The following is a 19,923-nucleotide window of genomic DNA, read 5'->3' on the forward strand; positions in this document are numbered from 1 at the left end:
CGGGACGATCTGGTCGGGTTGGAACCGGTACTCGACGCAGCCGCGACGCGCGGGTGCCCGCCGCTGGTCACCAGCCACATGCGGCGTAGCAAATGCTCCCGGAGCGTCGCCGATGTTCATGGGACTCCCGGCGCTCAGGTTCGGAGGTGGCTGGCGCCGTTGACGTCGAGGATTGCGCCGGTCGTCCATTCGGCGTGCGGCGAGGCCAGGTACAGCACGGCGGAGGCGATCTCGGCCGGTTGTGCGACGCGTCCCAGCGGGCTCTGGTCCCGGATTCCCTTGCCTTCGGGACCGTCGAGGCGACCGGCAACGCGCTCGGTCTCGACGAAGCCGGGGGCGACCGTGGTGACCGAGATGCCGTGCTTGCCGAGGGCCAGCGCGAGCGACTGCCCCAGGGCGTTGAGAGCAGCCTTGCTGGCTCCGTACGCCGGGTGGTGGGGCTCACCGCGAAAGGCACCGCGCGAGCTGACGTTGACGATGCGTCCTGCCCTCTGACCGGCGATCATGTGCCGGGCGGCGCAGTAGCTGACGTTCGCCGCGGCGAACACGTTGACGGCGAAGGTCTGTTGCCAGGCCTGCTGCCAGTCGTCGTAGGAGCAGTCGTCGATCGAGCTGGGAAGCATGATCGCCGCGTTGTTGACCACCACGTCAATTCCGCCGAGGTCGTGTTCTGCGGTGTCGACGAGATGTGCGACCTGTCCGGAATCCGACAGGTCCGCGCGGATCAGGGTGTGGCCGTCGCCGCGGAGACCGGCGCGGGTGCTCTCCGCGTCGACGTCGCGGCTCGCGTAATGAAGTGCGACCCGATCGCCGTTGCCGGCGAACGCGGTGGCGATTGCGCGTCCGATGCCGCGGGCGGCACCGGTGACCAGGACTCCTCGGGAACGGGGAGAGCCCGCGTCTCGGGTCATCGGCCTCGCTCTCCGTTCAGCGCAGCGGTGGCGGGCGCGGTCGTGAACACGGCGGTGACCTCCACCGGTGCGCCTTCCGGCAGGCTGCTCACACCGACGGTGGCGCGCGCGGGTACGTGCGAGTGCAGCATCTGCGAGAGGACCGCGCTCGCTCCGTCGGCGACGGCGCTGTGTGAGGTGAACTCCGGGATCGCTCTGACATAGACGGTCAGCGAAACTGATTGGTCGACCGTGAGCCCGGCATCCTGTGCGACGGCTCGAGCTGCGCCGATCGCTCGATGGGCTGCGTGCGCGGCGAGACGGGCAGCGTCGTCGACGTCGATGTCGGCGCCGACGACACCGACACCGTCCATGGTGGCTCCTCGTCGTGGCGTCATCCCGGCGGTGAACACCAATCCTCCACCCAGCCGGGCCACGGAGTAGTCACCATGTGCTCGCGGCTGGTCCGCGGTGCCCGGCGGAGGGTGCTGGTCGGTCGTGCTCATCGGTCCTCTGGTGGTGGTGTTGTTGCGTGGTCAGACGGCACCGACGGTCGGGAGCGTCGCGTAGTCCACCGGCGGTAGATCCAGGCCGTAGGTGTCGCGGGCCAACTGGCGGATGTCGACCTCGTGCGGGCCGGTGAGGTACAACCGGTCTCCGCGGCCCGGGCCGGCGTGGGCGGCGACGCGCGCCGCGGTGTCCAGGACGAGGTCGGCAGCGGCGCCAAGGGGGTCGATGACGGCGATGCCGTCCGACGCAGCCGTGATGAGGTCCAGCACGCAGGTGAAGTCGGTGCAGGCCAGCAGTATCGATGTGCAGTGCCAGCCGCGTAGGATCGCGACGGCCTCGTCCACCAGGGTCTGGAGCCGCCGCGGGTCGTCCCCGCCGTCGATCTCGGCGAGGCGCAGCAGGTCCTCGGTGGCCAGCTCGCGTACGTCGCGGTCCGAGATCGCGCGACCGACCGCACCGCTGGCGACCGTGCCGGCGGTGGCCAACACCCCGATCGTCCCGGCCGGCGCAGTGTCGGCGGCGGCTCTGTTGGCCATGAGCATGTCGACCCGTGGAATGAGACGAGCGGGCTGGTCTTCGAGGACGACGCTCGCGGTGTTGCACGCGACCGCCCAGACGTCGCAGCCGGCGTCGGCGAAGAACTGCTCGGCCTCGGCGACGTACTGGGTGACCTCTGCGGCCGGTCTCGGCCCGTATGGTCGCCGGGCGGCGTCTCCGAGGTAGACCAACGAGTGCTGGGGTGCCCTGTGACGCAGGATCGAGGCGAGTGGGAGTCCCCCGATCCCCGCGTCGAACACGCCGATGGTCGCCATGGGCAATCTGTGTGGCTCAGTCATCGACCAAGGCCTCGTGCGCGGTCTCGCGGGTCAGCCAGACCGCGATGCCGGTGGCCACGGCACAGAAGAGCACGTAGTACGCCGGGACTGACGGGTTCCCGCTGACCCCGATGAGATAGGTGACGATCAGGGGCGCGGCGCCGCCGAAGATCGCGGTACCGACGTTGTAACCGAGGGAGTATGCGGTGTAGCGCACGCGCGTCGGGAACAGCTCCGCGAGAACGGTGTGGATGATCCCCGTGTGACCGGCGTAGGCAAGGGCCAGTAGCGCTGCGCCCAGGGCGGCGAGCGGGACAGAGCCGTGGGTCATGAGCCCGTAGCAGGGCAGAGCCAGTCCGCCGACGAGCACCGACGACCCGATCATCGTGGGCCGGCGCCCGATGCGGTCGGAGAGCCGACCGGCCAGCGGGATCGCCACCATGACCGCGACGAGCGAGATGCTGGTAACCATCAGTCCCTGTCCGACGGTGAAGTGAAGGGTCCGGTTGAGAAACGTCGGCATGTAGGTGAACAGGATGTAGTAGCCCGCACCGTTCAGCATCGGGATGGTAATTGCGAACAGCACGGCTCGGCGGTGGCGCTTGGACGCGAGCGCCTCGCGCAGGGGGTTCCCGGCACGGGTGTTCGTCTTGCGGAGCTCCCTGAACTTCGGGGTGTCGTCCAGCTTGTTACGGATGTAGAAGCCGACCAGGCCGAGCGGGAGCGCGAGCAGGAAGGGGATGCGCCAGCCCCAGGCCTCGAGGTCGTCGCTGCTGAGGGTCTCGGCGATGATCGTGCCCATCATCGTCGCGGCGAACAGCGACAGGTACGAGGCCATCTGCGCCCACGCCACCAACCGGCCACGCTCTCCGGTGGGTGCGTACTCGGCGACGAACGACATCGCCCCGGCGGACTCGCCGCCCGTCGCGAAACCCTGCACCAGACGGAGCAGCAACAGTAGGATGGGAGCCGCGATCCCGATCGCGGCGTAGGAGGGAAGCAGGCCGATCATCGCGGTGGACACCGTGATGAGAGCCATGATGAACACCAATGTGCGCTGGCGACCGATGCGGTCTCCCATGAAGCCGCACACCACGCCACCCAGCGGGCGGATGAAGAACGTCAGTCCGAAGATGGCGAACGTCAGCATGAGGGCGGCGGCGGGATCGTCCGCGGGGAAGAAGACCAAGGCGATGGTCGAGGCAAAGAACCCGTAGATCCCGTAGTCGAAGAACTCGACGAAGAGCCCGGCCGAGGCGCCGAGCGTGACCCGGCGCAGTGTCCTGCGATCCACCGGGGTGTCCTGTTGGACGTGTGTGTGTTCCATGGCAGCTCCAGCCGTGAGGCGGGGTCAACTCTGACCTGACCACCGCAGGTTGGTGACGAACTGAGTCGTCCGGGTGCTAGGACAGGGCCCGCCGAGCGTGAGGCGTCCGGCGTCCGATCTGCCCGCAGCGTTGCCTGGTACGTGGACGAACGGCGTGCTACGCGGGTGTGGCGGTGGATCGGTCCGCGAGGATCTCCCCGACCGGAGCGATGCGCACGCCAGCCTCCTCGAGGTCGGCCCGGATCCGGGTGGCGAGTGCGACGGCACCGGGGCTGTCCCCGTGGACGAGCACGGTGTCGCACGTCACCGGCAGGTCCTTACCGTTGATCGACTCGACCAGTCCCTCGGTCACCATGCGGACGGTCCGTGCCGCGACGACGTCCTCGTCGTGGATGACGGCGCCGGTTTCCCGGCGGGGCACGAGCGTCCCGTCGTCGAGGTAGGCGCGGTCGGCCATTCCGATGATGCCGACCTCGAGCCCTCGCTCGCGCGCGATGCGCGCGAGCTCGCCTTCCTGGGTGAGGATGATCAGACCCGGGTCGAACTGCTCGACCGCGTCGGCGACTCCGAGCGCGTACTCGGTCTCGGTGACCACCAGGTTGCCCAGCCGTCCGTGTGCGGTCAGGTGCGCGATGGCGGTCCGGTGCGCGGTGGTGAAGGCACTGAGGGCGCCGACCTGGTAGAGGACGTCGGTGCGGATCTCGTCGCGGGTGAGTGTCATGTCCCGTCGGCCGAACCCGACCAGGTCCGGGAAGCCGGGGTGGGCACCGACGGATACGCCAGCGCGGCGACACGCGGCCACCGTGGCGTCCATAACGCGCGGGTCGCCGGCGTGGAAGCCGCAGGCCAGATTCGCCGAGCTGACCAGCCTCAGCATGGCCGAGTCGTCTGCCATCCGATAGGCGCCGTAGGCCTCACCCAGGTCGGCGACGACATCGATCGCGGTCGTCATCGAAGCCCTCCTCCTTCGTTCGTGCTCGGTTGTCATCCTCAGGCGAACGAGGTGACGACATCGATGATGCGGTCGAGGGCTCGGTCCCAGACCTGCTCGTCCTGGGCGAAGCACAGCCGCATGTGGCCCACTCCGCCGGGCCCCGACTGGTAACCCGGGTTGACCACGACGCCGGCGCGAGACTTCAGCGCAAGCGCGAGCTCCTGGTCGGTGGCGTCGACCAGGACCTTGGGGAAGAGGTAGGCCGTTCCGAAGCTGGGTTCGACGGAGAACACTCCGCTGTCGTTGAGCTTCTGCGCCGTGGAGTCGCGCAGCACCTGGTACTCCTTGATGCGGCCGACCAGGTACTCCTCGTCGTCGGCGATCCAGCGCGCGAGCAGGTGCTGCGCGTAGGACGGGGCGCGCAGTGCGGTGCAGGACTGCACGTCCTCCATGGCCGGGAGCAGGGTTGCCGGGGCGACGGCGATCCCGAGGCGGTAGCCGGACAGCGACTCGGTCTTCGACGGGCCGAGCAGGGTCACGGTGCGTTCGGCCATGCCCGGGCGGGCCGCGAGGTGGTGGAACGGCTCGCCGTCGTAGACCAGCCGGCAGTAGAGTTCGTCGGCGATGACCGTGAAGTCGTGACACTGGGCGAGCTCCGCGATGGCGGAAATGGTCTCCTCGCCGTAGATCCCGCCGGTGGGGTTGTTCGGGTGGGAGAAGACCATCAGCTTCGGCTTGCGGGCCGCGGCCTTCTCGAGTGCGTCGAGGTCGAGGGTTGGACGAGCTCGGTTGCCCAGCGGCCCCGGCTCGGTCGGCCAGACCATCGGCACGCGCACGACCTCTGCGCCGAAGTAGCGCAGCATCCGCTCCGTGGACAGGTAGTCCGGGTCGGGGAGGACGACGAGGTCGCCGGGAGAGAGGATCGCTGCCAGGGCGGTGAACAGCGCGCCCTGGGTACCCGGCGTGAGCATGACCGAGGCGGGTTCCGTGGTGGGTACGCCCAGGACCGACGCCACGTTCTGTGCGACGGCCGCACGCACGCCATGGTCGCCGCGGTAGGGGGTGTAGGTCATCCCCGATCCGGACGCCGCCTGCTCGAAGGTGGGCAGGGCCCACTCCGGCGGGGGGAACCTGTGGGTGTCGGCGTACGTGGCGTCGAGGATCTGCGAGGGGCCCTCGGCCTCCTCGAGCTCACGCTCGGCGGCGCGCAGCGGCTTTCCGACGTAGCTCGTCGCCTCGGGGACCAGGAGTCGGTCGACGGCCTCGGGCTGGGAACGCATGGATGTCCTTTCTCGGATGTGGGAGTGCGACGTGCGGTGGGGCGGTCAGCCAGACGTGGTCGGCGGCTCGTCGGCCTCCAGCGACGCGACGAGGCTGCACCACCCGCCGAGGACGTGATCGCGGGTCAGAACCGCAGTGCGGTCGGCGTCGCCGGCATCGAGGGCGGTGAGGATCTGCTCGTGTTCGGCCAGGGAATCCTGCGCCCGGTCGAGCCGGGCGAGATGCAGTGAAACGTACCGATCGCTGCGGGTGCGGAGGAGCTGCAGCGCCGAGAGCGAGGCGGGCATCCGTGCCAGCTCGTAGATGCGGGTGTGGAACTCGTGGTCGAGACGCATGAGCTCCCGACGGTCCTGGTCGCGGGCCGCGTCATGCTGACTGCGCAGGACGTGCTCGATGCCGATCAATCCCGGAAGCGGTGTCTCGCTCTCGGCGACGCGGTTCGCGGCGGCCCTCGCGAGTGCTTCCTCCAGCGCGGCGCGACCGAGGTAGAGGTCTCGCGCATCCTCGACCGAGATCTCGGCGACCGTCCAGCTCTGATGCGGGCGGTCGACGACCAGGCCGTCGGCCGCGAGGCGGGACAGGGCGTGGCGTAGCGGAATCCGGCTGACGGTCAGTTCGTCGGCGAGCTCCTGCTGCCGGATCGTCTCCCCGGGCCCCATCTCGCCGGTGAGGATGCGGTCGCGGATGACCTGGTAGGCCCAGTCCTGCTTGCGCAGGGAGAAGGGAATCTGGGGGGCCCGCGACTTGGCCATCTGCACAACCTCACTGTTTCCGCAGCTAGCTAGCTTGTGTATCCAATATGCAACCTAGCGCGGTCGTGCGTGTCTGGGCAAGTGGTGATATCAGTGCGGTCGTCAGCCCCGCGGCCGGACGACCGCGGCCAGGCCGGGCGGGTCGCCGAGCGGCTCGGTGGACGGCCCCTCCAGCACGGTGCCGTCCGGGGCGAACCGGGACGCGTGCAGCGGGCAGTCCCAGCTGAGCTCGGCGTCGTTCCACTCGACGATCCCGCCCAGGTGCGGGCACACGGCGCTGCGCTCGTAGGCCCGGCCGCCGACCCGGCAGCGGGCGACCTTCCCGCGCCGGGTCGTCTCCACCCGGCCCTCACCGTCGGCGAGACCGTCGCGCGGCAGGTCCGGCCGTGCCCATCCGGTGGCCAGGTAGCGGGTGACCTGGCCGTTGGCCATCGCCAGGGTCGGCAGCGCGCGCGGCCGTGGAACCCGGTCGGCCCGCATCCGGGAGGCCCACGGCGTCGTCCGGCCCAGGACGTGGTCGGTGAGCGCGACGGCGGCGGCGGTCCCGCCGGTCATGCCCCACTTCGCGAAGCCGAACCCGACGAGGACCTGCGGGGACAGCGGGCTGATCGGGCCGAGGAACGGCAGCCCGTCCTCGGTCCGGTAGTCCTGCGCCGACCAGCGGTGGACGACCGCCTCGACCGGCCAGTGCCGCGACGCCCACCCGGCCAGGTCGCGTTCGTGCTGCAGCATCGGCGCGGTGGTGCCCACCCGGTGCCCGTCGCCGCCGACGAGCAGCAGCCGCTCGCCGTCACCGGCGGCGTCGCGGATCGAGCGGGTCGGGGAGTCGGCGCAGAGGTACATCCCGGCCGGCAGCTCGGCACCACACCGCAGCGCCAGCGTGTAGGAGCGCGAGGGCTCCATCCGGGTCGAGTGCAGGCCGCGTTCGAGGATCGGTAGCCCGGTCGCGACGACGACCCAGCGCGACCGCACCCGCCCGCCGGGCGTCCGCACCTCGTGCGGGGCGCGCCAGGACACGGACCGGACCCGGGTGTCCTCGTGCACCGCGCCGCCGCTGCCGTGCACCTCGGCAGCGAGATCGCGCAGGTAGGGGACGGGGTCGAACTGGGACTGGCCGGGGAGGGTGACCGCCTCGGACACCGCGAAGGGCAGGCCGACGTCGGTGCCGCCGGTCACCGGCAGCCCGGCCCCGGCGAGCAGTTCGCGTTCGCGGCGCACGGTGCGCGCCGCGGACCCGTCCCGCGGGCCGGTGCTGTAGGTGACCGCCGGCCGCCGCTCCAGGTCGCAGTCCACCCCGGCGGCCCGATCGAGCAGCCAGCGCATGCCGGCCGCGTGCGCCGCGAGGTGGTCGTCCACGGCGGCGCGGCCCGCGGAGCGGGCGACGTCCGCCGCACGGGTCCCCTGCAGCAGCGAGATCTTCGCGGTGGTGCGGCCCGAGGTGGTGGCGGCGAGGTGCCGGGCCTCCAGCACGGCGACCGTGCAGCCGGCTCGCGTGAGCATCACCGCGGTGGACAGGCCCGTGATGCCGGCCCCGACGACGGTGACGTCGACGTCGAGGTCCTGCTCCAGCCGCGGGTAGGTGGGGGCGGCGCCGTCGTCGAGCCACAGCGACGACGACCGGGGCGGCAGCGGTGGGGTCATGCGCCGGTGGCTTCCCGCGTCCGGCCCGGTGAAACCCCGCGCCGCACGCCCCGCCGGCCGGGCGGGAGGGGTCACGCCCCGGGGTCGGCGGACCTCAGGTAGCCGGTCGCCAGCTCGGCGATGTCGGTGGCCGCCCGCTCGATGCCTGCTCCCGGGCGGACGATGTGGCTGAGCGTCAACCGGACCGTGGCCTCGGCGGCGAGCCGGGTCGGCCGCTCGGGCAGGTCCGGCCACCGCTCGCGGGCCGCCCGGGTGAGCCGGTGGGTCGCGCGTTCGATGACCGCGCCGCCCTCGCTGGTGAGCAGCGGGAGGAACTCGGCGCTGTCGACGCCGGCCAGGACCGTGCCCAGCAGCGGGTCCTCGTCGGCGGCGCGCAGGGCGCAGTGGACGGCGTCGTGCCAGCTGGTGGTCAGGTCGGGGGTCGCGACGAGGACGGCGTGCACGTCGTCGAGGAACCGCTCGGTGACGCGCATGATCAGTGCCTCGGCGAGCCGAGCCTTGGTGCCGAACTCGTTGTACACGGTCCGCCTGCTGACCCCGACCCGCTCGGCGATCGCCTGCATCCGCAGCTGCTGCCAGCCCCCGTCGACGACCATGCCGGCCGCCGCGTCGATCAGCTCCTCGCGGAGCTGGGCGCGGACCCGCTCGCCGAACGTGGCCGTCATGCCGCCCAGTCTCGGACGGGACAGGCAGATCGCGCAAGGTGCTCACAGAGCAGGTACCGCGGGACACAGCTGCACAAAACTCAAAACTTGTGCAGGCTCTGCAATCTCTGGCACCATCTGTGCACTCCACGTCAGGCGCTCGGAGCAAGGAGGCACGGCGAATGACGGACACCGAGAAGTTCAGCGGGCAGGGAACGGGCCTGACGCAGCAGGCCAGCGGCAACCCGGACCGGCCCTACTGTGAGATCGACATCTCCGGCAAGGAGTTCTGGTCCACCACCGCCGACGAGCGGGAGCGGACCTTCGCGCGGCTGCGGGCGGGCAGCCCGATCAGCTGGCAGCCCCCGCTGGAGGACAACCTCCTGCCGGTCGAGGACGACCACGGCTACTGGGCGATCACCACGCACCGGCACCTCACCGAGGTCACCAAGCGCAACGCCGACTTCCTGTCCGGCCCGGGCATCGTCGGCGACAACATGCCGGTCGAGATGCTCGAGGCGGCCCAGTCGATCATCGCGATGGACCCGCCCCGGCACACGAAGCTGCGCCGCCTGGTCTCGGCCGCGTTCACGCCGAAACAGGTGCGCCGGATCGAGGACCGGATCAAGGGCAACGCCCGGCGGGTCGTCGACAACCTGGTGGAGAAGGCCCGGTCGGCACCCGACGGCCGGGTGGACTGGGTCGCCGAGTGCGGCGCGCTGCTGCCGATGCACAACTTCAACGACATGATGGGCGTCCCGGAGGGCGAGCGGGAGAAGACGTCGCAGCAGATGACGTTGCTGATGTCCTGGGGCGACGACGACGTCAGCGGCGCCGACCGCGAGCAGAAGCTCGGGACGATGCTGCAGGCGCTCGTCTACATGCACGAGCTGTCCGCGCGGATCGTCGCCGAGCGCCGGGAGAACCCGCAGGACGACCTGTTCACCGCGCTCGCCCAGGCCGAGGTGGACGGTGAGCGGCTCACCGACCACGAGATCGGGTCGTTCTTCGTGCTGCTGACGATCGCCGGGAACGACACCACCCGGCAGTCGCTGGCGCACGGCGTGCGGGCCCTCACCACGCATCCGGAGCAGCGGGCCTGGCTCGCCGAGGACCTCGAGGGCCGGGTCACCACCGCCGTCGAGGAGATCGTCCGCTGGGCGACGCCGATCATGACGTTCCGCCGGACGGCGGCCCACGACACCGAGCTGGACGGCGTCCCGATCACCGCCGGCGACAAGCTGATCATGTTCTACAGCTCGGCCAACCGGGACGAGCAGGCCATCGAGCGGCCGCACGAGCTCGACCTGTCCCGGCACCCGAACCCGCACGTGTCGTTCGGGGGCGGCGGCATCCACCACTGCCTCGGCAACCAGCTCGCCCGGTTCCAGCTGCGCGCGTTGTTCGTGGAGCTGCTGACCCGCTGCCCGGACATCGTCGCCGAGGAGCCCGAGCTGTCCCCGGGCAGCTTCTTCCACGTCGTCAAGCGGATGGCCTGCCGCCCGTTCCCGAACTGACTCCCACCACCACGAGGAGGACACCCGCCATGCGGATCGTGCTCGACGAGTCCAAGTGCTCCGGCCTCGGCATGTGCGAGGCCGAGGCCCCCGATCTGTTCGAGGTCCAGGACGACGGCTCCCTGCGGGTCCTGGACGACCGCCCGCCCGAGGACCAGTACGAGGTGGCCCGTGCGGCCTGCGACGCCTGCCCGACCGAGGCGCTCTCGATCGTCGAGGACGACCGGTGACCGCGGCACCGCCGGCCCACTACGACGTCGTCGTGGTCGGGTCCGGCTTCGGCGGCAGCGTGGCCGCGCTCCGGCTGACCGAGAAGGGCTACCGGGTCGGGGTGCTGGAGGCGGGCCGGCGGTTCAGCGCCGAGACGCTGCCCCGGACGTCCTGGGACGTGCGGAGCTTCCTGTGGGCCCCGCGGCTCGGCTGCTTCGGCGTGCAGCGGATCCACCTGCTGCGGGACGTCGTCATCCTCGCCGGGGCGGGCGTCGGCGGCGGATCGCTGAACTACGCCAACACGCTGTACCGCCCGCCCGCGGCGTTCTACGCCGACCCGCAGTGGGCGCACCTGACCGACTGGGGCGACGAGCTCGCGGAGCACTACGACCGGGCCGAACGGATGCTCGGCGTCACCGAGAACCCGCGGGAGTCCCGGGCCGACGGGGTCATCCGCGCGGTCGCCGAGGAGATGGGCGTCGGCGACACGTACCACCGCACCCGGGTCGGCGTGCTGTTCGGCGCCCCCGGCGACGCCCCGGGGGCCGCGGTCCCGGACCCGTACTTCGGTGGTGCCGGCCCGCCGCGGCACACCTGCACCGCCTGCGGATCGTGCATGACCGGGTGCCGGGTGGGCGCCAAGAACACCCTCGACCGCAACTACCTCTACCTCGCCGAGCAGGCCGGCGCGACCGTGCACCCGCTCACCACGGTGCAGGCCGTCCGGCCGCGCCCGGGTGGCGGCTACACCGTCGAGACGACGGCCACCGGACGGTCACCGCGCCGCGCGCGCCACCGGTGGACGGTCACCGCCGACCAGGTCGTCCTCGCCGCGGGCACCTACAACACCCAGAAGCTGCTGCACGCCATGCGCGACAGCGGTGACCTGCCGCACCTGTCGCCGCGGCTCGGCGTGCTGACCCGCACGAACTCGGAGTCGATCCTCTGCGCGAAGGGGCCCGACCCCGAGGTCGACTACACCGACGGCGTCGCCATCACCTCGTCGTTCCACCCGGACGACCACACCCACGTCGAGCCGGTCCGGTACGGGCGCGGCAGCAACCTGATGGGGATGCTGCTCACCGCGCTGACCGACGGCGGCGGGCCCCGCCCGCGCTGGACGACCTGGCTCGCGACGATGATCCGCCGGCCCCGCAACCTCGGCTGGCTCTCGGTCCGCCGCTGGTCCGAGCGGTCGATCATCCTGCTGGTGATGCAGAGCCTGGACAACTCGATCACGGTGTCCGGGCGCAGGCGGTTCGGGCGGTTCCGCCTGACCTCCGGGCGCGGGCACGGCGAGCCGAACCCGACCTGGATCCGGGCGGGCAACGAGGCGGCCCGCCGGGTCGCCGCGAGGATCGGTGGCATCGCGGGCGGCTCGATCGGGGAGATCCTCAACGTCCCGATGACCGCCCACTTCATCGGCGGTTGCGCCATCGGCGCCGACCCCGGGCAGGGCGTCGTCGACCCGTACCACCGGGTGTTCGGGCATCCCGGCCTGCACGTCGTCGACGGCTCGGCGATCTCGGCGAACCTCGGTGTCAACCCGTCGCTGACCATCACCGCGCAGGCCGAACGGGCGCTGGCGATGTGGCCGAACCGGGGCGAGCCCGACCCGCGCCCCGCGCCCGGTGCGCCCTACCGCCGCGTTCCGCCGGTGCCGCCGCGGCACCCGGCGGTCCCGGACGGTGCCCCGGCCGCCATCACCGTGCCGGTCCCGTCCGTCCCCGCCCGGGCGGTCGCGTCATGAGCGCGGCGGATCGCTTCGTCGTCGTGGGGGCCTCGCTGGCCGGGCTGCGCGCGGCACAGGCCGCACGCCGGCAGGGCTTCGACGGGCCGTTGACCCTGGTCGGGGCCGAGCCCCACCTGCCCTACGACCGCCCCCCGCTGTCGAAGGAGCATCTGGAGCCCGGCGACGAGCCGGCCGACCCGGTCTTCCGGTCCGAGGCCGAGCTCCGCGACGAGCTGGGGATCGACCTGCGGTGCGGCACCCGGGCCACCGGGCTGGACGAGCGCCGCGGGGTGGTCGCGCTGCAGGGACCGGACGGCGAGTCCGAACTGGACTACACCCGGCTGGTGATCGCGACCGGTGCCACCGCCCGCACCCTGCCGGACGCCGACGGGGTCACCGGCGTGCACACGTTGCGCACCCTCGACGACGCCCGCGCGGTCCGGGCCGCGCTGGACGCGGGCGCGCGCACCGTCGTCGTCGGCGCCGGGTTCATCGGGTCCGAGGTGGCCTCGGGGGCCCGGAAGCGGGGCCTGCCGGTGACGGTGCTGGAGGCGCTGCCGGTCCCGCTGGTGCGGTCGGTGGGGGAGGACGTCGGACGCGCCTGTGCCGAGCTGCACCGCCGGAACGGGGCCGACCTGCGGTGCGGGGTCCGGGTGAGCGGGCTGGAGCAGGACGGCGGCCGGGTGACCGGTGTCCGGCTCGACGACGGCGACGTCGTCCCGGCCGATCTGGTCGTGGTCGGGACCGGCGTCGCCCCGAACACGGGCTGGCTGGCGGGGACCGGGGTCCGCCTGCACGAGCGGGACGGCGGGGTGGTCTGCGACGCCACCCTGTCCACCGGCGTCCCGGGCGTCTACGCGGCCGGGGACGTCGCGCACTTCCCGCACCCGCTGTTCGACGACGACGTGCTGCGCCTGGAGCACTGGACCAACGCCCAGGAGCAGGGCACCCTGGCCGCCCGCAACGCGCTCGCGCCGGACGCGGCGGCGGCCGTGACCGGGGTCCCGTACTTCTGGTCGGACTGGTACGGCAGCCGCATCCAGTTCGTCGGGGTCCCGCGGGCCGACGAGATCCGGGTGGTGTCCGAGGAGCTGGGCGACGACCGGTTCCTGGCCCTCTACCGGCGGGGTGACCGGATCACCGGCTGCCTCTGCATCGACCGGCCGTCGCAGGTGATGAAGTACCGCAAGCTCATCGCCCGCAGCGCGACCTGGGACGAGGCCCTGGAGTTCGCGGGTGCGTCCTGACGGGGGACCGGGCGGGGCCGGCCGCGGCCCGGCGATCTCGGGCCGGGCCGGGCGGCTCCCCGCCACCCCGCGGCAGTACCTCGACGCGGGGCTCGACCTGCTCGCCGAGCACGGGCCGGCCGGCACGACGATCACGGCGCTGTGCCGGCGGCTGGGGACCACGAGCGGCTCGTTCTACCACCACTTCTCCGGGTGGGACTGCTACCGGGAACGGCTCGTGCAGCACTGGGAGCGTCGCCATCTCGACCACCAGCGTGCGGTCACGGGGACCCCCGGCGGACCCCCGCAGGCCGGCCTGGCCCGGTACCGCGCCGCCGTGCTCGCGCTGCCGCACAGCGTCGACGCGGCCGTCCGGGTCTGGGCGGTCGCCCGCCCGGAGGTGGCCGCCGCCGCGCAGCGCGTCGACTCCGGGTGGTTCCACGCGCTGCACGGGCTCCTGCTCGACGTGTGCGCCGACGCGGCGACCGCCCGGCGGCTGGCCACCCTCGGTCACGCGCTGGTCGTGGGCTGCCAGCTCGTGCACGGCCGCCGGACCGGTGAGGTCGTCGGGGACATGCTCGCCGACTTCGAGACGATGGTCGGGCAGGCCGCGCCGCACCGGGCGACGCCGCCGTGACGGGGCGGCGCCCGGTGCGACCACCGGTGGGCCGGGCCGTGCCCGGTCAGGACCGGGCCGGCTCCGGGGACCCGGTGCTCCCGCCGGTGCCGCCCGGACCGGCCGGGTCACCCTCCGCCGGGCCGGCCGTCCGGCGTCCGCGCCGCGCACCCCGGTTGAGGACGAGCGCCGACACCAGGGAGAGCACCCCCATCGCGATCATGTAGACACCCAGAGCCGCGATGCCCGCCGCGGCCACCAGGCTCGCGGCGATCATCGGCGCGACGGCGCTCCCCGCGATCATCCCGATCGTGTAGCCCAGCGACAGCCCCGAGTACCGGACGGTCGCCCCGTACACCTCCGCCAGGTACACGCCGGCGACACCCTGGGTCGCGGCGTGCGGGACGGCCATCATCAGGTATCCGAGCAGGACGATCCACGGCTCGCCGGTCCCGAGCAGCCACAGCCACGGGAACGCGAGCACGAGCATCCCGGCGACACCACCGGCGTACACCGGGCCGCGGCCGACCCGGTCGGACAGCCGCCCGAACCCGATGATCATCAGGCAGTCGACGACCATCGTCACGAGCACGATCAGCAGGATCGTGCTCCGTGGCATCTGCAGGGTGGACGTGCTGTAGGACAGGCCGAACACGGCCATCATGTAGAAGGTGACGCCCCCGCCGAGCGTGGCGCCGGCCACCAGCAGGGTCCGGGCGGGGTACTGGCGCAGGACGGTCAGCAGCGGTGCGCGGTCGACCGCGCCGGTGCGCTTGACCTCGGTGAAGGCCGGGCTCTCGTGGATCGTGCGGCGCAGCACGTAGCCGACGACGATCAGCACGACGCTGAGCAGGAACGGGATCCGCCACCCCCAGGTCAGGAACTCCTCCTGCGGGAGCGTCGCGATCGGCAGGAAGACGAGGTTCGCCAGCACCAGCCCGAGCGGGCCCCCGGTCTGCACCCAGCTGCCGAAGAAGCCGCGCCGGCGCGCGTCGCTGTGCTCCATCGTCAGGACGACGGCGCCGCCGAACTCGCCGCCGAGCGCGAAGCCCTGCACGATCCGCAGCAGCACGAGCAGGATCGGTGCGGCGATCCCGATCGAGGCGTACCCGGGAAGCAGGCCGATCAGCAGCGTGGCCGCACCCATCGAGACGAGGGTGAAGACCAGCATCGGCCGCCGGCCCAGCTTGTCGCCGAGATGCCCGATCACGATCCCGCCGATCGGCCGGACGACGAACGCGATCGCGAACGTGGACAGCGAGATCAACGTCCCGGCGAGGCCGTCGAACGAGGGGAAGAAGACCTTGTTGAAGACCAGGGCGGCGGCCGTGGCGTAGATGAAGAAGTCGTAGTACTCGATCGTGGTACCGATGAGCGACGCCGCGGCGGCACGCCGCGGCTGGAGGACGGACATGACGAGCTCCTGGGGGAGAGTGACGGTACCGGTCGCCCCGGAGGGGACCGGTCGTGCGGGACGGTGGTGCGGGTCAGCCGGAGCGGAGGAAGGGCGCCGACGGATCGGCGTCACCGAGCGCGCCCCGCTTCCAGGTGGGGCCGGCGGGAACCGCGGGGGCACGCGCCCCGGACTGCTCCCAGTCCAGGACGACGGTGCGCTCGGCGATCGCCCATCGGCCGTCCCTCCGCTCGAGCCGGTCGAGGTAGCGCAGGCCCTGCAGGACCGCGTCCTCCGGCGCGCTGTCGTGGGTCTCGCGCCGGTAGAGGCAGTAGGTCTCGGCCAGCGCGGTGCCGGGCCCGGTGAACCGGATCCACGGTGGACCCATCTGGTGGAACGTGCGGCGCAACGTCGAGCCGAGCGCGGCGAAGAACTCGATGAGCCCGTCGACCCCGCCGGAGTAGCGACCGTGGTCGTCGACGGCGTCGGGGTGGTAACAGGACCGGGCGAGATCGAGGTCCTGCCGGTCGACCGCGTGGGCGTAGCACAGCAGGACGTCGGTGATCGCGATGCGGTCGGCGACGGTCCCGGGTGCGTCGACGGCGCCGGGCGCGGTCACGAGGGCCGCCCGGCGAGGATGCGACGCGGGGTGTCCACGAGCATCGCGGTCAGCTGGGCGTCGGTCACCCCGCGCTCGCGCAGCGCCGGCAGCACGTCCTGCGGGATGTGCGTGTAGCGCCAGTCCGGGAGCCGGCGGGCCTTGAAGTCGGGGTCGAAGTTGTGGCTGAAGCACGACGCGTCGTGCGAGAGCACCATGCGGTCGGCGTAGCCGAGCTCGCACATCCGGGCCACGGTCTCGACCCGGTCGGTGAAGCCACCGAGCGACTCCAGGCCGAACCGGTCCATGCCGAGCGTCGACCCCTGGTCGGCGAGCGCGCGCAGGTAGTCGAGGTCGGTGCTGTCACCGCTGTGCCCGATCACGACCCGGGAGAGGTCGACCCCCTCCTCGGCGAAGATCTTCTGCTGTTCCAGCCCGCGCCGGGTGGCGGCGTCGGCGTGGGTGGAGATCGGGACGCCCGTCCGCCGGTGCGCCGCGGCGACGGCGCGGAGCACCCGCTCGACCCCCGGGGTGACGCCGGGCTTGTCGGTGGCGCACTTCAGGACGCCGGCCCGGATGCCGGTCTCGCCGATGCCGTGCTCGATGTCGCGGACGAAGTGCGTCTCCAGCGGGTCGTCGCCGCCCTGCATGGTGCCGGGCCCGCGGAAGGCGACCCAGTTCGGCAGGTCGGTGAACGTGTACCAGCCGGTGGCGGCGACGACGTTGATCCCGGCCCCCGCGGCGACCTCGGCGACCCGGGCGACATCGCGGCCGAGGCCGAACACGGTGAGGTCGACGATCGTGGCGAACCCGGCCTCGCGGAGCTCGGTGAGCTTGGCGACGGCGTCCGGGATGCGGGCGGCGGCGTCGAACGACGACGGGTCGTTGCGTTCCAGCTCGGCGTTGAGCACGAACACGTGCTCGTGCATGAGCGTGCGGCCGAGCCGGTCGGGGGCGACCGGGCCGGTGACGGTGGGTACGGCGGTTTCCATGTGCGCTCCAGGTGATCCGTGGTTCGGGGGGCGTCAGGAGGTCCTGCGGGCCTCCTCCCACGAGACCGGGACCTCGTCCGGCGAGCTCGCGAGGTCGCGCACACCGCGGCTGCTCGACACCGCGGCGTGGTCGAGGATGTTGCGTGCCATCGACGACGTCTGCTCGGCCGCCCGCGCCGCGTAGACCTCGGCCCGCAGGCGGTGGGCCTCCGGGGCACCGCCGGACGCGACGACGGCGTGCTCGACGAGATGGCAGGCCAGCGCCAGCTCGCCGGCGTCGGCGAGGGCGCGCGCCCGCTCCAGGACGGCGGTGACCCCGCCGGCCAGGGCCACCCACTCCCGTGCCTGCTGTGCGCGCGGGGCGGGGAGCAGGTTGTCCGGCTCGCCGTCGTACCACCCGCCGAAGCGGCGCCATATGTTGCGGACGAGGAACTGCGGGTGGTCGTAGACGGGCCGGAGATAGGGGCGTTCGAGGAGGTGGGCGGGCGGGGTGACCTCGTGGATCACCGTGTCGAGCGGCAGCCCCTGGTTCATCAGGTCGAGGGTCTGCTGCACGAGGCTGTCGAGGAGGTCGGCGGTGTCGGTGAGCGCCTGCCGGATCCGGTCCGCGCCGAAGATCGGCAGCCCGTGCCCGGCCAGGAGCAGCTCGGCGCCGAGTGCCGCCATCTCGCGCAGCGCCGCGGCCCACTCACCGGCGTAGCGCTGCACCTTCTGCGGGTTGCCGGCGTTCGGCACGCCCCAGATGAAGAGGTCGCCCGGGTGCAGGATGCGGCGCTCCGGGATCCAGGTCCAGGTGTGGTCCTCGGTCTCGCCCCGCGCGTGGTGCAGCTCGAAGGTGAGCTCACCGCGGCGGAACGTGAACCGGTCGGTGTAGGTGTGATCCGGGTAGCGGAAGCTCTGCGGCCACGTGAAGTTGCGGGCGAACCCGAACTGGCGCCGGTTGAGGCGGGCGTTGAGGTCCAGGGTCCGCAGGTAGCGGTCGAAGTGCTCGGCCATCACCGCGTGGCCGTAGACGACCGGGCCGGCGACGCCGCGTTCCTCGGCCTCGCGTTCGAACGGGCCGGTCCCGCCGACGTGGTCGATGTGGTGGTGGGAGAAGACGGCGGCGGCCAGCGGTGCCGAGCGCCAGCGTCGTACCTGGGCGAACAGGTCGTCGGCCTCCGGGGCGCCGCCGGTGTCGAGCAGGACGAGGCCGTCCCCGGTATCCAGGGCGTTCGCGCTGGCCGTGCCGGTGAACAGCAGCAGTCCGTCGTCGATCTCCTCGGCGTCGGCGAACCGGGTGTGCACCGGGTGGAGGTCACGCTCGAGGTCGGCCGTTCCCTGCCAGCACTGCTCGGCGAGCTCCCGGACCGAGGTCTGCGAGGTCGGGGTGGTGGTCATCGGTGTCCTCCCGGTGGTCAGGTGGTGGCGGGTGCGAGGGACACCCGATCCCGGTTGCGACGCCCGATCCGGATCAGGCCGAGCACGCAGCCGAGGGTCAGCACCCCGGTGGCGACCATGTAGACGCCGACGGCCGGCAGGCCGGCCGAGGCCTCGAGCGCGGCGGCGATCATCGGCGCGACCGCACTGCCGGCGATCATCCCGACGGTGTAGCCGATGGACAGCCCGGAGTACCGGACGGCGGCCGGGAACGTCTCGGCGAAGAACACCCCGGACACGCCCTGCCCCGCCGAGTGCGTGGCGGTGAGCAGGAGGTAGCCGAGGAGCATCCACCCCGGCTCGCCGGTCTGCAGGAACCACAGGAACGGCAGCGAGAGCGCGATCTTGCCGACGGATGCGATCACCATCATCACCGGCCGCCCGGTGCGGTCGGACAGGCTCCCGGTGATCACCACCAGCACGCAGCAGGCGATCATCGCGGTCATCACCACCACGAGCATGGTCGACCGCGGCAGCCCGAGCTGCGCGGTGCCGTAGGACAGCCCGAACACCGACATCATGTAGAACGCGACGCCGCCGCTGATCGTCGATCCGGCCACGAGCAGGGTCTCCACCGGATGCCGGCGCAGGATCGTCAGCGCGGGGGACCGGTCGGCGCGCCCGCGGACCTCCTGTTCGAAGGCCGGGCTCTCGTCCACCGAGCGGCGCAGCGCGTACCCGGTCACGATCAGCACGACGGACACCAGGAACGGGATCCGCCAGCCCCACGCCAGGAACGCCTCCTCGGGCAGGGCCGCGACCGGCAGGAAGGCGGCGGTGGCGAGCACCAGACCGAGCGGGCCGCCGACCTGCACGAAGCTGCCGAAGAACCCGCGGCGCTGCTCGGGGGCGTGTTCCATCGTCATGAGCACCGCACCGCCCAGCTCGCCGCCCATGGCGAAGCCCTGGACGACGCGGAGCAGGATCAGCAGCACCGGCGCCGCCACCCCGATCGCGGTGTAGTCGGGCAGCAAACCGATGAGCAGCGTGGCGCCCCCCATCAGCACCAGGGTGAGGACCAGCACGGGTTTGCGGCCCATCCGGTCCCCGAGGTGTCCGAACACCACGCCGCCGAGCGGGCGGACCACGAAGCCGACCGCGAAGGTCGACAGGGCGACGAGGGTCCCGGCGAGGCCGCCGAGCGCGGGGAAGAACACCTTCTTGAACACGATGGCGGCCGCCGTCGCGTAGATGAAGAAGTCGTAGTACTCGATCGTCGTTCCGATGACGCTCGCCGCAGCGGCGCGCCGGGGCTGGAGCCGGGCCATGGCGGGTCTCCTCCGTTGGAGCGGGTGCCAGGGGCAGGAATGCCGTGTCCGGGGCGCCGCGGAACCGCGGTGGCGCCCGTTGTGAACGGGAACACTGACTTGACTTTGATATCAAGTCAAGGTTCTCTGTGTCCACAGCCGGCCGGGCGCATCGCCGC

The 19,923-nt window shown here is 72.1% G+C and carries 19 protein-coding genes; 5 read left to right on the forward strand and 14 right to left on the reverse strand.

The features are described 5' to 3' along the window. Positions 1-134 precede the first annotated feature (134 nt). The 9 genes from H7X46_RS08415 to H7X46_RS08455 form a co-directional block, all read right to left on the reverse strand. Entirely contained in the window at positions 135-911 is a 777-nt protein-coding gene (locus H7X46_RS08415) for an SDR family NAD(P)-dependent oxidoreductase (protein WP_186358869.1), read from the reverse strand. Next, complete coding sequence (locus tag H7X46_RS08420; protein WP_186358870.1) at positions 908-1,396, reverse strand: RidA family protein; 489 nt, start codon at positions 1,394-1,396, stop codon at positions 908-910. The genes H7X46_RS08415 and H7X46_RS08420 overlap by 4 nt, the downstream gene beginning before the upstream one ends. Positions 1,397-1,426: 30 nt before the next feature. Then, positions 1,427-2,212 carry a glutamate racemase gene (locus H7X46_RS08425; RefSeq protein ID WP_186358871.1) on the reverse strand — a complete coding sequence of 262 codons (786 nt, stop codon included), beginning with the start codon at positions 2,210-2,212 and terminating at the stop codon, positions 1,427-1,429. Between the two features lie 16 nt (positions 2,213-2,228). Beyond that, a complete protein-coding gene (locus tag H7X46_RS08430; RefSeq protein ID WP_370588661.1) occupies positions 2,229-3,509 on the reverse strand; it encodes an MFS transporter in 1,281 nt (426 codons plus the stop codon). Positions 3,510-3,699: 190 nt separating this feature from the next. Continuing rightward, the gene (locus H7X46_RS08435; protein WP_186358873.1) at positions 3,700-4,494 is read right to left on the reverse strand and encodes a LamB/YcsF family protein; all 795 of its coding nucleotides are present in this window, start codon (positions 4,492-4,494) and stop codon (positions 3,700-3,702) included. Between the two features lie 38 nt (positions 4,495-4,532). Then, positions 4,533-5,756, reverse strand: a complete 1,224-nt coding sequence (locus H7X46_RS08440; RefSeq protein ID WP_186358874.1) for a pyridoxal phosphate-dependent aminotransferase — start codon at positions 5,754-5,756, stop codon at positions 4,533-4,535. A 45-nt stretch (positions 5,757-5,801) separates the two neighbouring features. Next, entirely contained in the window at positions 5,802-6,509 is a 708-nt protein-coding gene (locus tag H7X46_RS08445) for a GntR family transcriptional regulator (protein WP_186358875.1), read from the reverse strand. Between the two features lie 102 nt (positions 6,510-6,611). Next, complete coding sequence (locus H7X46_RS08450; protein WP_186358876.1) at positions 6,612-8,150, reverse strand: FAD-dependent oxidoreductase; 1,539 nt, start codon at positions 8,148-8,150, stop codon at positions 6,612-6,614. Between the two features lie 71 nt (positions 8,151-8,221). Next, positions 8,222-8,815: a TetR/AcrR family transcriptional regulator gene (locus H7X46_RS08455; RefSeq protein ID WP_186358877.1), complete on the reverse strand. Its 594-nt coding sequence runs from the start codon at positions 8,813-8,815 to the stop codon at positions 8,222-8,224. Between the two features lie 161 nt (positions 8,816-8,976). On the opposite strand from H7X46_RS08455, the gene H7X46_RS08460 reads away from it, so the two are divergent. Genes H7X46_RS08460 through H7X46_RS08480 form a run of 5 tightly spaced genes read left to right on the forward strand, consistent with a single transcriptional unit; the run spans position 8,977 to position 14,116 of the window. Next, the gene (locus H7X46_RS08460) at positions 8,977-10,311 is read left to right on the forward strand and encodes a cytochrome P450 (RefSeq protein WP_186358878.1); all 1,335 of its coding nucleotides are present in this window, start codon (positions 8,977-8,979) and stop codon (positions 10,309-10,311) included. A gap of 29 nt (positions 10,312-10,340) precedes the next feature. Then, on the forward strand, positions 10,341-10,541 hold the full coding sequence (locus tag H7X46_RS08465; RefSeq protein ID WP_186358879.1) for a ferredoxin: 201 nt from the start codon (positions 10,341-10,343) through the stop codon (positions 10,539-10,541). Continuing rightward, complete coding sequence (locus H7X46_RS08470) at positions 10,538-12,271, forward strand: GMC family oxidoreductase (RefSeq protein WP_186358880.1); 1,734 nt, start codon at positions 10,538-10,540, stop codon at positions 12,269-12,271. The genes H7X46_RS08465 and H7X46_RS08470 overlap by 4 nt, the downstream gene beginning before the upstream one ends. Continuing rightward, positions 12,268-13,500, forward strand: coding sequence for an NAD(P)/FAD-dependent oxidoreductase (locus H7X46_RS08475; protein WP_186358881.1), 1,233 nt, complete (start codon positions 12,268-12,270; stop codon positions 13,498-13,500). The genes H7X46_RS08470 and H7X46_RS08475 overlap by 4 nt, the downstream gene beginning before the upstream one ends. Beyond that, positions 13,490-14,116 (forward strand): TetR/AcrR family transcriptional regulator, encoded by a 627-nt coding sequence (locus tag H7X46_RS08480; RefSeq protein WP_186358882.1) that lies wholly within the window; start codon positions 13,490-13,492, stop codon positions 14,114-14,116. Before H7X46_RS08475 ends, H7X46_RS08480 begins: the two co-directional genes overlap by 11 nt. A gap of 46 nt (positions 14,117-14,162) precedes the next feature. Here the strand turns inward: H7X46_RS08480 and H7X46_RS08485 are convergent, their stop codons facing one another. From H7X46_RS08485 to H7X46_RS08505, 5 genes are all read right to left on the reverse strand, one after another. Then, positions 14,163-15,509, reverse strand: coding sequence for an MFS transporter (locus tag H7X46_RS08485; protein ID WP_186358883.1), 1,347 nt, complete (start codon positions 15,507-15,509; stop codon positions 14,163-14,165). Positions 15,510-15,582: 73 nt separating this feature from the next. Beyond that, the gene (locus tag H7X46_RS08490; protein ID WP_186358884.1) at positions 15,583-16,107 is read right to left on the reverse strand and encodes a nuclear transport factor 2 family protein; all 525 of its coding nucleotides are present in this window, start codon (positions 16,105-16,107) and stop codon (positions 15,583-15,585) included. Then, positions 16,104-17,078, reverse strand: coding sequence for a phosphotriesterase (locus H7X46_RS08495; protein ID WP_186358885.1), 975 nt, complete (start codon positions 17,076-17,078; stop codon positions 16,104-16,106). The genes H7X46_RS08490 and H7X46_RS08495 overlap by 4 nt, the downstream gene beginning before the upstream one ends. A 33-nt stretch (positions 17,079-17,111) precedes the next feature. Further along, complete coding sequence (locus tag H7X46_RS08500) at positions 17,112-18,458, reverse strand: alkyl sulfatase dimerization domain-containing protein (protein WP_186358886.1); 1,347 nt, start codon at positions 18,456-18,458, stop codon at positions 17,112-17,114. Positions 18,459-18,475: 17 nt separating this feature from the next. Next, positions 18,476-19,765: an MFS transporter gene (locus H7X46_RS08505; RefSeq protein ID WP_186358887.1), complete on the reverse strand. Its 1,290-nt coding sequence runs from the start codon at positions 19,763-19,765 to the stop codon at positions 18,476-18,478. Positions 19,766-19,923 lie beyond the last annotated feature (158 nt).

The organism is Pseudonocardia sp. C8 (assembly GCF_014267175.1).
In the GTDB taxonomy this organism is placed as follows: Bacteria; Actinomycetota; Actinomycetes; order Mycobacteriales; family Pseudonocardiaceae; genus Pseudonocardia.

Bases quoted from the DNA above. Each gene is read 5' to 3' on its own strand.
- H7X46_RS08415 (WP_186358869.1), bottom strand. From the start codon at position 911: ATGACCCGAGACGCGGGCTCTCCCCGTTCCCGAGGAGTCCTGGTCACC.
- H7X46_RS08455 (WP_186358877.1), bottom strand. From the start codon at position 8,815: ATGACGGCCACGTTCGGCGAGCGGGTCCGCGCCCAGCTCCGCGAGGAG.
- H7X46_RS08460 (WP_186358878.1), top strand. From the start codon at position 8,977: ATGACGGACACCGAGAAGTTCAGCGGGCAGGGAACGGGCCTGACGCAG.
- H7X46_RS08485 (WP_186358883.1), bottom strand. From the start codon at position 15,509: ATGTCCGTCCTCCAGCCGCGGCGTGCCGCCGCGGCGTCGCTCATCGGT.
- H7X46_RS08440 (WP_186358874.1), bottom strand. From the start codon at position 5,756: ATGCGTTCCCAGCCCGAGGCCGTCGACCGACTCCTGGTCCCCGAGGCG.
- H7X46_RS08465 (WP_186358879.1), top strand. From the start codon at position 10,341: ATGCGGATCGTGCTCGACGAGTCCAAGTGCTCCGGCCTCGGCATGTGC.
- H7X46_RS08450 (WP_186358876.1), bottom strand. From the start codon at position 8,150: ATGACCCCACCGCTGCCGCCCCGGTCGTCGTCGCTGTGGCTCGACGAC.
- H7X46_RS08445 (WP_186358875.1), bottom strand. From the start codon at position 6,509: ATGGCCAAGTCGCGGGCCCCCCAGATTCCCTTCTCCCTGCGCAAGCAG.
- H7X46_RS08475 (WP_186358881.1), top strand. From the start codon at position 12,268: ATGAGCGCGGCGGATCGCTTCGTCGTCGTGGGGGCCTCGCTGGCCGGG.
- H7X46_RS08425 (WP_186358871.1), bottom strand. From the start codon at position 2,212: ATGGCGACCATCGGCGTGTTCGACGCGGGGATCGGGGGACTCCCACTC.
- H7X46_RS08420 (WP_186358870.1), bottom strand. From the start codon at position 1,396: ATGAGCACGACCGACCAGCACCCTCCGCCGGGCACCGCGGACCAGCCG.
- H7X46_RS08500 (WP_186358886.1), bottom strand. From the start codon at position 18,458: ATGACCACCACCCCGACCTCGCAGACCTCGGTCCGGGAGCTCGCCGAG.
- H7X46_RS08495 (WP_186358885.1), bottom strand. From the start codon at position 17,078: ATGGAAACCGCCGTACCCACCGTCACCGGCCCGGTCGCCCCCGACCGG.
- H7X46_RS08505 (WP_186358887.1), bottom strand. From the start codon at position 19,765: ATGGCCCGGCTCCAGCCCCGGCGCGCCGCTGCGGCGAGCGTCATCGGA.
- H7X46_RS08435 (WP_186358873.1), bottom strand. From the start codon at position 4,494: ATGACGACCGCGATCGATGTCGTCGCCGACCTGGGTGAGGCCTACGGC.